The sequence below is a fragment of the Xanthomonas sp. NCPPB 3583 genome (assembly GCF_041475715.2).
GTDB classification, from domain to species: Bacteria; Pseudomonadota; Gammaproteobacteria; order Xanthomonadales; family Xanthomonadaceae; genus Xanthomonas; species Xanthomonas euvesicatoria.
In genome coordinates, this window is the sequence record NZ_CM191263.1 from 1766535 (window position 1) to 1781119 (window position 14585).

Consider the following 14585-nt stretch of genomic DNA (forward strand, 5'->3'; position numbering starts at 1 on the left):
GTCTGCTGTGGGGATGATTGTGCGGAAGCGGCAGGGCGAGATGCCCCATCGGTCGGTCTCAAATCTCGAAAAATTATACCCCCTTGCGCTAGTGAGGGGGCGTCTGCAAGCTGACCGGCGGGGTAGACCAATTGCGCGCGCGCCTACGTGCGAGGGGCGCTGCGGCGTCAGATGCCGAGCGCGCGCGGCTCGTTCCAGAGCGCGCTGCGCTCCCATATCTGCGCGAATTCGCGCTCCAACTGGCGGCTGCGCGCTGCGCCCGACAGCCAGGTTTCGCCATCATCGAAGCGATGACCTGTTGGACGAAAGTAGTAGGCGTCGTCGCCGACGACATAGGCCGATGCAAAACTTGCATCGACCGGATCGCTGACCGCGCGGAACCGGAACACGCTGGGCAGGCGCTGTGCCAGGCGCAGCATCGCGCTGCTGCTGGCCGCGGCGCTGGCGGTGTCCTGCACCAGGACATGTACGCGCTTGTCGTGGCGGGCGGTGGCGAAACGGCGCAGCGCATCCAGCACCGCCGCGTTGTCGAACAGGGGCGGGTCCAGGGCGCGGGTGTAGATGAGCACCTGGCGGCGCGCGGCGCACAGCAGCCCGGTGGTGGCGGCCAGGGCTGCAGTGAAGGTGTCCACTGCCATCGGGCCGTCGAGGCGACGGTGCACGACGGTGCCGGGCGCATCGCGGGCCTGGCCGATGCGCTCGGGTGAAAGGGGGGGGCGCGTCGGGCAGAAAGCCCAGGCGCGCGAAGACCGCTTCCGCAGCTGGGGTGGGACATGCGTGCAGGCCGGGCCAGCCGTGCTGCCGTGCCGCGTCGACCGCGGCAGCGAGCAGTTGGTCCGCCACGCCACGGCGGCGCCAGTCGGGCAGAACGCCGAGCCGGTCGAGACGGCGGTCGGCGGTGAGCCGCACCGAGGCGATCAACTGGCCGTCGTCGGTGCGCGCTGCCAGATGCAGGCTGAGTGGGTCCAGTGCATCCCACTCGACACCGCTGGTGTCGCCCGCGGTGTCGGTGGCACAGGACGGCCGCAGCGCACGCAGCGCCGCGGCGTCGGTGGCCGGGTCCAGCGTGACGATCTGCGGTCTGGCGTGCGCGCTCATGCAGGCTTGGTGGCGTCGTCGCTGTCGTCGGAATCGGTCTCGTCGGCGATCGCGCTGTCGACGTCCTGCTCGGCTCCGGCTTCGGCGGCGTCGCCGGGTTCGACATCGGCCTCCAGCGCCTCTGCCGGGGTGTCGGCAGCGTCGGCAACCTGTTCGACATCGGCGTCGGCATCGATGTCCTCGTCCGCCTCCGGCGTGTCGTCGTCGGCGTCTTGGTCGTCGTGGTCGGCCGACACGCTCAGGGCATGCGCGTGGTCGTCGTCTGCGATGTCGTCCTCGGCATCTTCGTGGGCGCGCTGGTAGTGGCCCTGTGCCAGCAACTCCAGCACCACCTCGCGGCCACGCGGGGACAACTGCGCGTACAAGGTGCCGTCGATCTCTTCGGCTGCCGCCAGCCGGGACGCATCCTTGGCCGACAGCGCAAACTCCAGGCCGCTGCAGAACAGCGTGGCACCGCGCTTGGCGCGCCGCCAGGCCAGTCGCGACCACGGGTGGCGGTGCAGCAGCACGCCTTCTTCCAGCGCCTGCTCGACCGCTTCGCGCGGGATCGGCTCGGGCGCCGGCACCACGTCGCCGGAGGCGCGGTAGGTGGTCATGAAGCGGCCGAACCAGTCGCCCAGACGGTCGGGGTCGTTCATGCGCAGCGCATTGAGCGCAGCGACCACGCGGTTCATCGCGGTGACGTCGATCTCGTAGGGGTCGGCCGGCACCTTGAGGTCTTCGTCGTGATAGCGCACGGCCTCGTCGGCATCGGCAATCAAGGTGTCCAGGTAATCGCCGATCAGCTCGGCTGAGGACGGTGCGCGGGTGCCGATGGAAAAGGTCAGGCAGGCGTCTTCGGCCACGCCGTGGTGCGGGATCAGCGGCGGCAGGTAGAGCATGTCGCCCGGGCCCAGCACCCAATCGTGGGTGGGCTTGAACTCGCGCAGCAGCTTGAGCTCGACATCGTCGCGGAACGCCAGCGGCGTGGCCTTGCGGCCCTGGACGGTGCGCGCATCGATCTGCCAGCGGCGGTGGCCCTGGCCCTGCAGCAGGAACACGTCGTAATGGTCGACGTGCGCGCCCACCGAACCACCGGTGGCGGCGAAGCTGATCATGATGTCGTCGATGCGCCAGCGCGGCAGGAAGCGGAAGTGCTCCAGCAGGGCACGCACGTCGGCGTCCCATTTGTCCACGTCCTGCACCAGCAAGGTCCAGTCGTGGTCGGGCAGGCCGGGGAAATCGGTTTCCTGGAACGGGCCGGTGCGCACGTCCCAGCCGTCGGTGGCGCGGTCGTGGCTGATCAGGCGCGCCAGCACGCCGTCTTCGCAGGCCAGCCCGGCCAGGTCTTCCGGCTGTAGCGGCGAGGCGAAATCCGCGAACGCATTGCGGATCAACAGCGGATGCTTGTGCCAGTAATTGCGCAGGAAACGCTCGACCGGCATACCAAGCGGCTGTCCCGGACGGGCCTGGACTTCGATGGCAAGTGGGGTCGCTTTACGTACGGCCATGTGGGGTCCTTACACGATGTAGAAGAGAGTGTGGTGCGCGGCATCGGCCGGCGCCAATGGCCTATTGTCGACTGCCCGAGCCGGATGTCCACCTGTGCGGCGCGCAGCCTGCCGGCTCGCGTTCGCCGCTGCAGGGCTGGTCGGCATTTCCGATCGCTTCTTGATGTCGATGGCCTTGCGAGCGGCATGGTGGCGCTATCGGCGCACGCCGATCGCCGCGTGCGCCGATAGCGCACCAGCGCGCATCACATCACCTTGTTGCCGCTGCCACGGTCGTCCAGTACGGGCTTGCTGGACGGGTTGACGGTGTTGTCGTTGCCCGAAAACCGTACCCGTTTCACGGCGCGCGCGAGCACAAGATTCTTGTTGCCCTGGATATCCACGCGATCGACATCGGTGAGATTGAGCGTGTTGTCGTGACCGCTCACACTGAGCTGGCCAAGTTGCTGGTTGAGCACCGTGAAGTTGCTTCCCTCCAGGCGAATGCTGCGCGCGGTGTCCAGATTCATCGCGCCACGCGAGGCGGTGATGGTGACCGTGCCGCACTCGCCGTGCAGGATCCATTCGCTGTCATTGCGGGTCAGCCGGACATCCTTGCCGGCACAGTCTGCGCCGCTGGCCGGATCGGTCAGCGTGTTAGATACCGCCGACGGGGCCTGCGCGGCGGGGCCATCGCCGCCGCATCCGCTCAGTGCGAGGACGCTTCCCAGCGTCAACAGGGTCAGTGCCGTATGAGTGACGCGCATCGCCGATCTCCTGAAAGTGAGGCCGGCACGATAGCAGTCCGGTTCGGTCACCATGTGCAGGCCCTCGCCGGCCGCCCGTCCGCGTGCGGGGGGCGACGCGTCCCGCCCCGGGCGTCTTGGCCTCGTCATCACTGGCCTTGATCGTGCTGCATCGGCATGTGGTGATGCCGATGCAGATTCGCCGATGAGGTCCGATGACGTGGCCCGCTTCGCAAGTCCTGCACCGCGTGCGGTTCGGTCAGCTCAGATCGCGCGCGCCAGCTGCTCGGCCAGGCCGGTATAGGCGCCCGGGGTGAGCGCGCGCAGGCGTTGCTTGTCGTCTTCCGGCAGTTGCAGGCTTTCCACGAAGGCCTGCATCGAGGCGGCGGTGATGCCCTGGCCGCGGGTCAGCGCCTTGAGTTGTTCGTAGGGGTTCGGCAGGCCGTGGCGGCGCATGACCGTCTGTACGGCTTCGGCCAGCACTTCCCAGGCCGCATCCAGGTCGGCATCCAGACGCTCGGGGTTGACGGTGAGTTTGCCCAGGCCCTTGGCCAGCGAGTCCAGCGCGACCTGGGTGTGGCCGAACGCGGTGCCGAGCGCACGCAGCACGGTGGAGTCGGTGAGGTCGCGCTGCCAGCGGCTGATCGGCAACTTGGCGGAAAAATGCTCGAACAGCGCGTTGGCGATGCCGAAATTGCCTTCGGCATTTTCGAAGTCGATGGGGTTGACCTTGTGCGGCATGGTCGAGGAGCCGACTTCGCCCTCTTTCAGCTTCTGCTTGAAGTAGCCCAGCGAGATATAGCCCCAGATGTCGCGCGCCAGGTCGATCAGGATGGTGTTGGCGCGGCGGCTGGCATCGCCGATTTCGGCCACATTGTCGTGCGGCTCGATCTGGGTGGTGTAGGGATTGAACACCAGCCCCAGGCTTTCCACGAAACGCTGTGCGAACGCTGCCCAGTCCAGGTCCGGGTACGACACCAGGTGCGCGTTGTAGTTGCCGACCGCGCCGTTGATCTTGCCGGTCAGTTCGACCGCGGCGATCTGCTTGCGCTGGCGCTCCAGGCGCGCGACCACATTGGCGATTTCCTTGCCCAGCGTGGTGGGCGAGGCGGTCTGGCCGTGGGTGCGCGAGAGCATCGGCTGGGCGGCCTGGGCGTGGGCGAGGGTGCGCAACGCGGCGGTAATGCCGTCCAGGCTGGGCAGCAGCACCTCGCGGCGGGCCTGCTCCAGCATCAGCCCGTAGCTGAGGTTGTTGATGTCTTCGCTGGTGCAGGCAAAGTGCACGAATTCCAGCGCCGGCCCCAGCTCGGCGTCGTCTTTGAGCTGCTCCTTGATGAAGTACTCCACCGCCTTGACGTCATGGTTGGTGGTGCGCTCGATCTCCTTGACCCGCGCGGCATGCGCCACGCTGAAATCGTCGGCCAGGGCGCGCAGGCGCTGCGCGGCAGCCGGCGAGAACGGCGCCAGTTCGGCGATGCCCGGCTCGGCGGCCAGTGCCAGCAGCCATTCGATTTCGACCTTGACCCGCGCCTTGATCAGGCCGTATTCGGAGAAGATCGGGCGCAGCGCATCCACCTTGGAAGCGTAGCGGCCGTCGAGCGGGGACAGGGCGAGCAGGGCGGAATCCGACATGGGCAAGGGAGGCAGCGGTGACAGTGGGGCCAGCATTCTACGCCGCCAGGGCCGCGGGCAGGCCCGCTGCGCTGGAAAGTGGGTTGCCAGGCCCACGCCAGCGTGGGCTGAATGGCGGGCTATCAGCGCGGCAGAGACGCCCGACATGGCGCGAGCTGCACTTTATGGTAGAGCTCCCCGCGCTGTTCCGGCCTGCCATGCGCCCGATCTTCGCTCGTCTCGCCTTCGCGATCTTGCCCGCCGCGCTGCCCGCCACCGCGCAGGATGCCGATTTCGCCGCGCAGGCGGCGGCGCTGTATCGCACCCCGCCAGCGATCGCCGGCTGCCGGGCCGGCGAGTTGCAGCCGGCGCAGCGACAACGCGTGCTGGCGCTGATCAACGACATCCGTCGGCTGCACGGTCTCGACGCGGTCGACGACGACCCGGCGGCCGAGCCCGAGGCCACCCAGGCGGCCTTGGTGATTGCCGCCAACGGCCGCCTCAGCCATACGCCGACGCCGGACTGGCGCTGCTATTCCGACAGCGCGGCCAAGGGCGCGCGCCGCAGCCTGATCTATGGCGGGGTCAGCTCGCCGCTGCTGCGTTTTTCCAGCGCCGATGAGATCGTGATCGAGTGGCTGACCGACGCCAACAACGTCAGCGCCGGTGGACTGGGGCACCGGCGCTGGCTGCTGGATCCGTTTCTGCAACGCGTCGCCTTCGGCATGGTGGCCGGCCGCAATGGCGCTGCGTTCAGTAGCGGTGCCGCGCTGCGCTTGGTTCCGACGGTCGGCGTCGCCGCGCGAACGCGCGAGGATTTCGTCGCCTGGCCGATCGGCGAGTACCCGGGCCGGTACTACGCCGACGACGCGTTGTTGTCGTTCACCGCCTTGCCGGACCGCAAGCGCAAGTTCGCCAATCGCGATGTCGACTACGCCGATGCGCAGGTGGAGATCCGTGAGCGCGATGGACGCCAGCTGCAGGTGCGCAACCTGAGCGAGGACCACGAAGGTTTCGGGGTGCCCAACAGCCTGCAATTCCGGGTGCCGCGCTTGCAGCCGGGTGTGATCTACGACGTGACCATCCGCGGGGTGCGGTTCGGTGGACAGTCGCGCGATTACCGTTATTGGTTTCGCATCGGCCAATCGCCTCGCGCGTCCACCGAATGAATCGACGACATCAGCTGGCCGCATCGACGGCTTCGCCCACCGGGCGCACCGTGACCGCCTGGATGCGGTGGCCTGCCATGCGCCGTACGGTCAGCAAGTGGCCATCCAGTTCCAGCGTTTCGCCTTCCTCGGGCAGGCGCTGCAGCTGATACAGGATCAGCCCGCCGACCGAATTGACGTGGTCCGGCGCGCTCAGATCCTGACCGAGCAGGCGTTCCAGGCGGAAGATCGAGGTGCTGCCGGCGACCAGCAGCGAGCCGTCCTGGCCACGGATCGGGGCATCGCGCACCACATGGCGGTGCTCGTCCTCGATGTCGCCGACCACCACTTCCAGCAGGTCTTCCAGGGTGAAAAAGCCCAGGATGCGGCCTTCTTCTTCCACGCACAGCGCCAGATGGGTGGTGCCGGCGCGGAATTGCTCCAGCGCGTTGGGAATCGGCGTTTCCAGGGTCAGCACGGTGGGAGGGCGCAGCAGCGGGCGCAGATCGTCCAGGTTCTGGCCGCGTGCCATCGCCACCAGCAGATCCTTGGTGTGCAGGATGCCCAGCACTTGCTCGCCATCGGCATCGAACCAGGGGTAGCGGCTGTAGCGCGACTCACTGAATTCGGCCAGCACCGCTTCCAGGGTCATGCCTTCGCGCAGGCTGCGCAGGTGCTCGCGCGGACGCATCAGGTCGCCGGCGACCAGATCCGGCAATTCCAACGCGTGGCTCATCAAGGCCAGCCCCTGGTCGGGCGCTGCGGCGTTCGGGTCCTGGCGGCCGACGATCAGCATCAATTCCTCGCGTGAATAACGATGCGAGTGGTGTTCCACTTCGCCCCACCCGAGCAGGCGCAGAAAGCGGTTGGCGCTGGTATTGAGTACCCAGATGGCCGGGTACATCAGCCAGTAGAAAACGTACAGCGGCGCGGCGGTCCACAACGACATGCGTTCCGGGCGGCGGATCGCCATGGTCTTGGGCGCCAGTTCGCCCAGCACGATGTGCAGGAACGAAATCAGGCTGAAGGCGATTGCCAGCGCGGTGAATTGTGCCGCTTCCGGCGACAGGCCCAGCGTATCGAACAGCGGTTGCAGCAGATGTGCGAACGCCGGCTCGCCGACCCAGCCCAATCCGAGCGAGGCCAGGGTGATCCCGAGCTGGCAGGCCGACAGATACGCATCCAGATGGGCGTGCACCCCGAGCAGCAAGCGCCCACGCCAGCCGTTGGTTTGCGCCAGGCCCACCGCTTGCGTGTGCCGCAGCTTGACCAGCGCGAATTCGGCGGCGACAAAGAACCCATTCAACAGCACCAGCAACAGCGCGACCAACAGGAGCAAGACGTTACCTAGCATGTCCGCCTCCATGCGCTGCAGGAGCGGTACATCTGCGTGCTAGCGCATGTGCGGTGGAGGTGCGGGGTATCCCGGCAACAGATGTGGCGTTTGCGTTTCTACAGTCAGGCTCGTCGCCCATGGCGGCTTGGCATCTCGTCATGATCAACAGGCAGTCTAGCCGACAGCGTGCGACGACATCGTCGCAACGCGGCGAGCGAGTATCGTAGACGGCCTCGCCAGCGTGGGTACGCCCGCCGCCAGCCATCGATCACCACAAGTCAGCAATGTGCGGAGAGTGCAGATGAGCGAACGTTTCAGGACCGAACACGACAGCATGGGCGAACTGCAGGTGCCCGCCGATGCGTTGTGGGGCGCGCAGACCCAGCGCGCGGTGCAGAATTTCCCGGTGTCCGGGCAGCCGATGCCGCGTGGCTTCATTCGCGCGCTGGGTTTGATCAAGGCCGCGGCAGCCGGCGTCAACGCCGAGCTTGGATTGTTGCCCAAGTCGATCGGCAAGACCGTGCAGGCCGCCGCGTTGCAAGTGGCCGAGGGTCGCTTCGATGCGCAGTTTCCCATCGATGTGTACCAGACCGGTTCGGGCACCTCGTCCAACATGAATGCCAATGAGGTGATTGCCACCTTGGCCACGCGTGCCGGCAAGGATGCGGTGCATCCCAACGACCACGTCAATCTCGGCCAGAGTTCCAACGATGTGGTGCCCACCGCCATTCGCGTGTCGGCATTGCTGGCTGTGCAGGAACATCTGCAACCGGCGCTTAAGCATCTGCGCAAGACCATCGACAAGCGCGCCAAATCGCTGGACAAGATCGTCAAGACCGGTCGCACGCATTTGATGGATGCGATGCCGCTCACCTTTGGGCAGGAGTTCGGCGCGTGGTCGGCGCAGCTGAATTCGGCGCAGGAGCGTATCGACGACGCGCTCAAACGCTTGCGCCGCTTGCCGCTGGGCGGTACGGCGATCGGGACCGGCATCAATGCCGACCCGCGCTTCGGTGGCAAGGTGGCCAAGGCCTTGTCCAGCCTGAGCGGAGCCAGGTTCGAGAGCGCGGAAAACAAGTTCGAAGGCCTCGCCGCCCAGGACGATGCGGTGGAGCTGTCCGGTCAGCTCAACGCGCTGGCGGTGGCGCTGATCAAGATCGCAAACGACTTGCGCTGGATGAATGCCGGTCCGCTGGCGGGACTGGGCGAAATCGAACTGCCGGCGCTGCAGCCTGGCAGCTCGATCATGCCGGGCAAGGTCAATCCGGTGATTCCCGAAGCCACCGTGATGGCGTGCGCGCAGGTGATCGGCCACCACACTGCCATCACCATCGCCGGGCAAACCGGCAACTTCCAGTTGAACGTGACCTTGCCGCTGATCGCCTACAACCTGCTGGATTCGATCAACTTGCTGGGCAATGTTTCGCGTCTGTTGGCCGACACGGCCATTGCCGGGCTGAAGGTGCGTCAGGAGCGCGTGCGCGAGGCGCTGGACCGCAACCCCATTCTGGTGACGGCACTGAATCCGATCATCGGCTACGAAAAAGCCGCGGCCATCGCCAAGCGTGCCTACAAGGAGCAGCGGCCGGTACTGGATGTGGCCAAGGAAGACAGCGGGCTCGGCGAAGCGGAACTGCGGCGATTGCTCGACCCGGCAGCCTTGACGCGCGGCGGTATCCAGGCCGGCGGCGGTGGCGGCGGCTGATCACCGCAGTGCATATGGAGGAGCGCACCTGTGCGCGATGAGGCGTGATCGGTCACTGCTCATCGCGCGCAAGCGCGTTCCTGCGGGTCTCTTGCTGCTTCTGGCCGCTTGGCTGACGTGCGCTGGGCGTCAATGCCGCTCGGCTTGCAGGTTACTAAAACTCTCGCGATACGGCTGCAGCGACGGGATTTCATCCAGCAATTCCCCACTGAGCGTCTGGATCTGCGGCGTGGCGGTCAGCTTGATCGACTTGTATTCCGGATCCGGGCCGGCCTCGTTCACCGCCTGCTGACGCAACATCTGCAGGTGGCCGAACAGCAACTGCAGCTTGGCGCGTGTGGCTTCTTTCTGCGGCAGCGCGATGTCGTCGATCTTGAGCGTGCCGTCGGGGGTGATTTCGGCATTGGCAGCCGGCGGGCGGCGGATCATCACCGACTGCGTGGTGACCGCAACGCGCGGCTTGCCGCGTTCGGCGCGGCGAGACGACTGGTCGCCGCAGGCAGCAAGCGTGCACAGCAGAAGCGCCATGCAGAGCATCACGAACTTGTTCATGGGGTCGATGGAGTCAGGGAAGCACATTAGTGTAATCCCGCTCCGGTCTGCGGATCGGCAAAGCGGCCGTCCGGTGCCTGCCAAAATGTCGCAGGGCGTCGATGCGTTTGGTTACCGTGCACGCATCGCCGGTTCCAAGCGCGTTCCGGCCGGCCGATCAGCGATGGCACGCGCCATGCGGACAGCTGCGCAGGCGGTGCGATACGCAGTTGCTGAGCGTTGCGGATGGAGGCGCTGCCACCTGCCTGCGAACGGTCGTCAACCAGGCGTGTGGCGCACCGGCGTCGCAGTGGACGATCGGCACATGCCGCGCCGCGCACCGACGACGCCCGCCCGGCGGTGCGCGTCGTCGGTCTGTCGGGCCATCTACTTGCGGCAATCGTCGATGTCGTGCTGCGTCAGGGTCGAGTACGGCGCAAAGGCCGGCACCAGGTGCGCGGCTGCATCCTGTGCGGTGCGCAGCGTGGCCAGCTGATCGCAGATCTGCAGGGCCTTGTGCTTGAAGGTGTCTGCCTCGGCCTCGATCTTGTCGCCGATCTGATCTGAGTTGCCGCTGAGCACGCCCTTGATCGCTTCGCCTGCGGCATGTGCGCCGAACGCCGCGCCCTGGGTGCCGATGTCGATGCCCTTCTTGGCCACGCCTTGCACTTGCGCGCAGTAACTGCGCATCGCCTGGCGTTGCGCCTCATTCAAGTCCACCGGCTTGCCGTCGATGCTGAGCGCGCCATCGACACCGATGGTGGCGGCCGGCAAGCCGTCGCGCTTGAGCGTCAGGCTCTTGCCGGTAAAGGTCACGCCGGCACCATTGGCCTGGCCGGAGACGTTGACGGTGGGTTCGGACTTGCCGCAACCCGCCAGCAATACGCTCATCACTACCGCCGAAACAAGCAATTTCATCAGCATTTCCCCCACATCCTGAAAGAAGTCGTCGTCATTTGTCTGTCGGTACCCGGGTGCTGCCGGAGACCTCGCTCACATCGATATCGCCGCTGCCCTTGTGCGCCACGCTCAGATCGCCACGCACCTTGCGGACATTCAACGCGCCGGAAGCGACCGACTCCACGTTGACATTGCCTTGCACATCGCGGATATCGACATCGCCCGAGCCGATCGTGCCGATCTTGATGTTGCCTGCGACGCCGTGCAGCTTGATCTCGCCGGACTGCACTTTCGCCACCTCTGCCGCACCGTGCACCTCACGCGCCTTGAGGTCGCCCGAGCCCACTGCCAGCACGCGCAGCGCGCCCAGATCTTCCAGCTCGACATCGCCGGAACCCACCTTGGCGGTCACGCGGCCCTTGGTGTGACGAATGGTCATGTCGCCCGAACCCACGTCGGCGCTCACTGCGGCGGCCCCGTTGATCTGCGCATCGCCGGAACCCACGTCAAATTGCACCAGCATCGTGTTGGGCACGCTGCCGCGCAGGTCCAGGTAGGAATAGCTGTTGCCGAAGGAAAACCGGCGGTCATCGTTCAAGCTCACCACCAGCTTGTCGCCGACGCGCTTCTGGGTCACGGTCAGGCTCTTGAGCAATTCGGCCCTGGCAGCACAGGCGCGCCCGCCCAGTTTCCCGCCGCCGCCGGGCGAGGCGTCCAGATGCAGGTCGTTGGAAGCGACCTCGAACAGGACCGACTTCACGCCGGTCAGTTGCAGGTCCAGGCTACGTGGTTCGGAGAACTTGCACTGCTCCTCTGCCGCTGCAACACCGGGCAATGCGAGCAGGATGGCCAGGCTCAGGGTCAGGCGCATGGGAGGTCCCTCAGGCTTCGGAGCGCCGACGGCGCAGGTAGATGGAAGCGGCGATCAAGGCGATACCGACGGCTGCGCCAATCCAGATATCCGCGCTGCCATAGACGCGCGTGCTGTCGGTGTGCTGCAGGGCCCATTGCACCAGGTCGCTGGGGCTTTGCAGGGTGCTGCTGTCCAGGTTCCCGCTGACGGCAAGTGGCGACCAGGTGCCGGGCAGGGCGCTGAGCAGGCCACGGTAGCCGACGATGTACCAGATCCAGCCGATCGGCAGCGACACGCCCGGCATCGCCGAGAGAATGCTCAGCATCACGCAGGCCAGCAGCGGAAACAGCACCGCCCACAGGAACGGCTTGCTGTTGGCCCAGGCCGAGCAGAACATCAGCCAGCCCACGGTCGGCAGCGCCCATAGCAGGCTCATCGGCACGGTCTTGAGCAACAGCCACAGCAGCGAGAACGGGTGCGAATGGGTCGCCAGCGCCCAGGGGCTGGGCACGCCGGCAATCAGGGCGCCAACGATGGCGATCAGCCACAGCGCCATGCCGACCGCCGCACCGATCGCGATGGAGATCAGCGGCGCCAGCAGCAACGCCCAGGCAGCCTTGGACAACACGGTCTGCACGTCCGACACCGGCAACGATTTCCAGAACAGCACGCTGCGGTCGCGGCGATCGTCGTACAGGCTGCCGAGTGCGTAGAAAAACACCACGAATGCCAGCACCACCGAGGCGATGCCGATACCGCCCAGCAGCAGGCCGTCGCCGACCTGGCCCAGTGTGCGCGTGTATTCGGCCAGATCGTCCATGGTGATGCTGTCGCCGACCATGTTGCGGCGGGCGCTGATCGCACCGATCACCGCGCCTAGCAGCGCGAAGAACACCGCGATGCCGCCGGTGATGAACTGCGCCCACACGAAGCCGCCACGGTGCTCCCAATATTCGCGTTTGAGCAGCCAGGCGAAGGTGCGTGCGGGTGATGCTTGGTTGGTCACTGCATTCATGCGTAGGTCCCCTTCATGACCGCAACGAACAGGTCGGCTAGGCCGGGATTGCGGGTTTCGCCAAAACGGGCGAGCTGCTCTTTCGGCGCGCCATCGAACAACATCACGGTCTTGCCGAACGGCAGGCCGCGCTCGTCGATCGGTTTCAGGGCGCGCGCTGCATCCAGCTGGTCGGCACCGACCAGGACTTCGGTGTAGCGCTCGGAGACGCTTTCCATGTCGGCGGTGAGCACGATGCGGCCGTCGCGGATGAACATCACATCGGTGAGGATGTGTTCGATCTCTTCGACCTGGTGGGTGGTGACGATGATGGTCTTCTGCTCGTCGAAGTAATCCTCCAGCAGGCGCTGGTAGAACTGCTTGCGGTAGAGGATGTCCAGGCCCAGGGTCGGTTCGTCCAGCACCAGGATGCGTGCGTCGATGGCCATCACCAGCGCCAGATGCAGCTGCACGATCATGCCCTTGGACAACTCGCGCACCCGCGATTTGCGGTTGAGCTGGGTATTGGCCAGGAAGCGCTCGCACTTGGCGCGATCAAAACGCGGATGCACGCCGGCGACAAAGTCGATCGCTTCGCCGACCCGCAGCCAGCGCGGCAGCACCGCCACGTCGGCAATGAAGCAGACCTCGTTCATCAGCGCATTGCGCTGGGTGCGCGGATCCATGCCCAATACCTGCAACTCGCCGGCGAAATCGGTCAGCCCCAGCACCGCCTTGAGCGCAGTGGTCTTGCCGGCGCCGTTGGGGCCGATCAGTCCAATAATGCGGCCGGCGGCAATGGTGAAGCTGGTGTTGTCCAGCGCGAGCCGATGCTTGTAGGCCTTGCGCAGGCCACGTGCGTCGACCACATGGTCGGAGGAGACGGCGGTCATGGTGTTTTTCCCTGTGGCAACAGATCGTCGATGGACAGTCCCAGGCGCTGGATCCTTTCCAGCACGGCGGGCCATTCTTCATTCAAGAAACGCTCGCGTTCGCTGCCACGCAGCTTCTGTGCGGCCTCCGGGGTCATGAACATGCCCAGGCCGCGGCGTTTCTCCACCAGGTTCTCGTCGGCCAGTTCCTGGTAGGCGCGCGAGACGGTGATGGGGTTGAGTTGGTAATCGGCCGCCACCTGGCGCACCGAGGGCAGGGCATCGCCGGGCTTGAGAATTCCATCGAGCATCATGGCAATCACCCGTTCCTTGAGTTGGCGGTAGATGGGAGCGCCGTCGCTCCACTGAATGTCGTTCATGATCAGCTCCGTGGGCGCAGGGCCTGCGCGAAGGAGAAATAGGGCATCGACAGCGAGGCGCGCACATGCCGGCCAGGCCGGGAACGCGCTTCGGGGGGAGTTGTCGCGTTTTCCGTAACCGCCTCCGACACGCCATAATCGGCGTCGGACTCCGTCACCTGACTGGAAGCGGCTCCCAGGCAACCAATGGCAAACAGGGTGCTGCCGAACAGCAACAGCGGAACTGGTCGCGTCAAGCGTGTGCTGTTCATGCTTTCCCCTGCGTTGGGTGACTGGTGTTGTATTCAACTATAACACCGACACGCAGGCAGTCAACTGTTTGTCATCCCCAACTGATGGCACCCCTTATCGGTGCGCCGCCTCAACTTTCGAAGGGCATTGCTCATGTTGCTCAATCGTCTGCTAGCTCTTGTATTGACTGGCTTTTTTGCAACATCCGCGTTCGCTGCCGGCACTCCGGTACTGGATGTGGAATACCGACCGCTGGCCGGCAAGACGCCAATCAACCTGAACCGTACCTACGGCGGCAAGGTCGTCATGGTGGTCAACACCGCCAGCAAGTGCGGCTTCACCCCACAGTACGAAGGGCTGGAAGCGCTCAACCAGCGCTTCGGCAGCCGCGGCTTCACGGTGCTGGGTTTTCCATCCAACGATTTCCAGGGACAGGAACCGGGATCGGAGAAGCAGATCCAGGAATTCTGCACGCTGACCTATGGGGTGAAGTTCCCGATGTTCGAAAAAGTCCATGTGCTGGGTGCGCAGGCAACGCCGCTGTATCAGCGCCTGACCCAGGCCACTGGCGTGGCGCCGGGCTGGAACTTCCACAAGTATCTGATCAGTCGCGATGGCCGGGTGGTTGCGCAGTTCCCCAGCAAGATCAAACCGGACGATCCGAGCGTGCTGGCAGCAATCGAACGCGAGCTCAAGGCACCGGCGCACTGA

Annotated in this window: 14 protein-coding genes and 1 pseudogene; 3 read left to right on the forward strand and 12 right to left on the reverse strand. The window is 65.7% G+C overall.

Annotation, left to right across the window (positions count from 1 at the left end; translation table 11 throughout):
- Positions 1 to 167: 167 nt before the first annotated feature.
- From ACCQ07_RS07870 to purB, 4 genes and pseudogenes are all read right to left on the reverse strand, one after another.
- A pseudogene (locus ACCQ07_RS07870) lies at positions 168 to 1098 on the reverse strand (GNAT family N-acetyltransferase).
- Positions 1095 to 2588: a ribosomal protein uL16 3-hydroxylase gene (locus tag ACCQ07_RS07875; protein WP_031421961.1), complete on the reverse strand. Its 1494-nt coding sequence runs from the start codon at positions 2586 to 2588 to the stop codon at positions 1095 to 1097. The pseudogene ACCQ07_RS07870 and the gene ACCQ07_RS07875 overlap by 4 nt, the downstream one beginning before the upstream one ends.
- A 245-nt stretch (positions 2589 to 2833) precedes the next feature.
- Positions 2834 to 3334: a DUF3060 domain-containing protein gene (locus ACCQ07_RS07880; protein ID WP_372363950.1), complete on the reverse strand. Its 501-nt coding sequence runs from the start codon at positions 3332 to 3334 to the stop codon at positions 2834 to 2836.
- A 243-nt stretch (positions 3335 to 3577) separates the two neighbouring features.
- Positions 3578 to 4945 (reverse strand): adenylosuccinate lyase, encoded by a 1368-nt coding sequence (gene purB, locus ACCQ07_RS07885; RefSeq protein WP_127165897.1) that lies wholly within the window; start codon positions 4943 to 4945, stop codon positions 3578 to 3580.
- 164 nt (positions 4946 to 5109) lie between these two features.
- On the opposite strand from purB, the gene ACCQ07_RS07890 reads away from it, so the two are divergent.
- Positions 5110 to 6093 (forward strand): CAP domain-containing protein, encoded by a 984-nt coding sequence (locus tag ACCQ07_RS07890; RefSeq protein ID WP_372165685.1) that lies wholly within the window; start codon positions 5110 to 5112, stop codon positions 6091 to 6093.
- 10 nt (positions 6094 to 6103) lie between these two features.
- Here ACCQ07_RS07890 and ACCQ07_RS07895 read toward each other — a convergent pair whose 3' ends face one another.
- The gene (locus tag ACCQ07_RS07895) at positions 6104 to 7426 is read right to left on the reverse strand and encodes a hemolysin family protein (protein ID WP_029819108.1); all 1323 of its coding nucleotides are present in this window, start codon (positions 7424 to 7426) and stop codon (positions 6104 to 6106) included.
- Between the two features lie 283 nt (positions 7427 to 7709).
- On the opposite strand from ACCQ07_RS07895, the gene ACCQ07_RS07900 reads away from it, so the two are divergent.
- The gene (locus ACCQ07_RS07900; protein WP_372165687.1) at positions 7710 to 9113 is read left to right on the forward strand and encodes a class II fumarate hydratase; all 1404 of its coding nucleotides are present in this window, start codon (positions 7710 to 7712) and stop codon (positions 9111 to 9113) included.
- Positions 9114 to 9242: 129 nt separating this feature from the next.
- On the opposite strand, the gene ACCQ07_RS07905 is transcribed toward ACCQ07_RS07900, so the two are convergent.
- From ACCQ07_RS07905 to ACCQ07_RS07935, 7 genes are all read right to left on the reverse strand, one after another.
- Positions 9243 to 9665: a hypothetical protein gene (locus ACCQ07_RS07905; RefSeq protein WP_014089812.1), complete on the reverse strand. Its 423-nt coding sequence runs from the start codon at positions 9663 to 9665 to the stop codon at positions 9243 to 9245.
- Between the two features lie 366 nt (positions 9666 to 10031).
- Entirely contained in the window at positions 10032 to 10568 is a 537-nt protein-coding gene (locus ACCQ07_RS07910) for a DUF2884 family protein (RefSeq protein WP_372363953.1), read from the reverse strand.
- 28 nt (positions 10569 to 10596) lie between these two features.
- Entirely contained in the window at positions 10597 to 11415 is an 819-nt protein-coding gene (locus ACCQ07_RS07915) for a DUF4097 family beta strand repeat-containing protein (RefSeq protein WP_029819110.1), read from the reverse strand.
- Between the two features lie 10 nt (positions 11416 to 11425).
- Positions 11426 to 12412 (reverse strand): hypothetical protein, encoded by a 987-nt coding sequence (locus tag ACCQ07_RS07920; protein WP_011346978.1) that lies wholly within the window; start codon positions 12410 to 12412, stop codon positions 11426 to 11428.
- Positions 12409 to 13284, reverse strand: coding sequence for an ABC transporter ATP-binding protein (locus tag ACCQ07_RS07925; RefSeq protein WP_005913764.1), 876 nt, complete (start codon positions 13282 to 13284; stop codon positions 12409 to 12411). Before ACCQ07_RS07925 ends, ACCQ07_RS07920 begins: the two co-directional genes overlap by 4 nt.
- Entirely contained in the window at positions 13281 to 13643 is a 363-nt protein-coding gene (locus tag ACCQ07_RS07930) for a GntR family transcriptional regulator (RefSeq protein ID WP_003483692.1), read from the reverse strand. The genes ACCQ07_RS07925 and ACCQ07_RS07930 overlap by 4 nt, the downstream gene beginning before the upstream one ends.
- 2 nt (positions 13644 to 13645) lie before the next feature.
- A complete protein-coding gene (locus ACCQ07_RS07935) occupies positions 13646 to 13894 on the reverse strand; it encodes a hypothetical protein (protein WP_074038585.1) in 249 nt (82 codons plus the stop codon).
- 133 nt (positions 13895 to 14027) lie between these two features.
- On the opposite strand from ACCQ07_RS07935, the gene ACCQ07_RS07940 reads away from it, so the two are divergent.
- Positions 14028 to 14585 (forward strand): glutathione peroxidase, encoded by a 558-nt coding sequence (locus ACCQ07_RS07940; RefSeq protein WP_011346979.1) that lies wholly within the window; start codon positions 14028 to 14030, stop codon positions 14583 to 14585.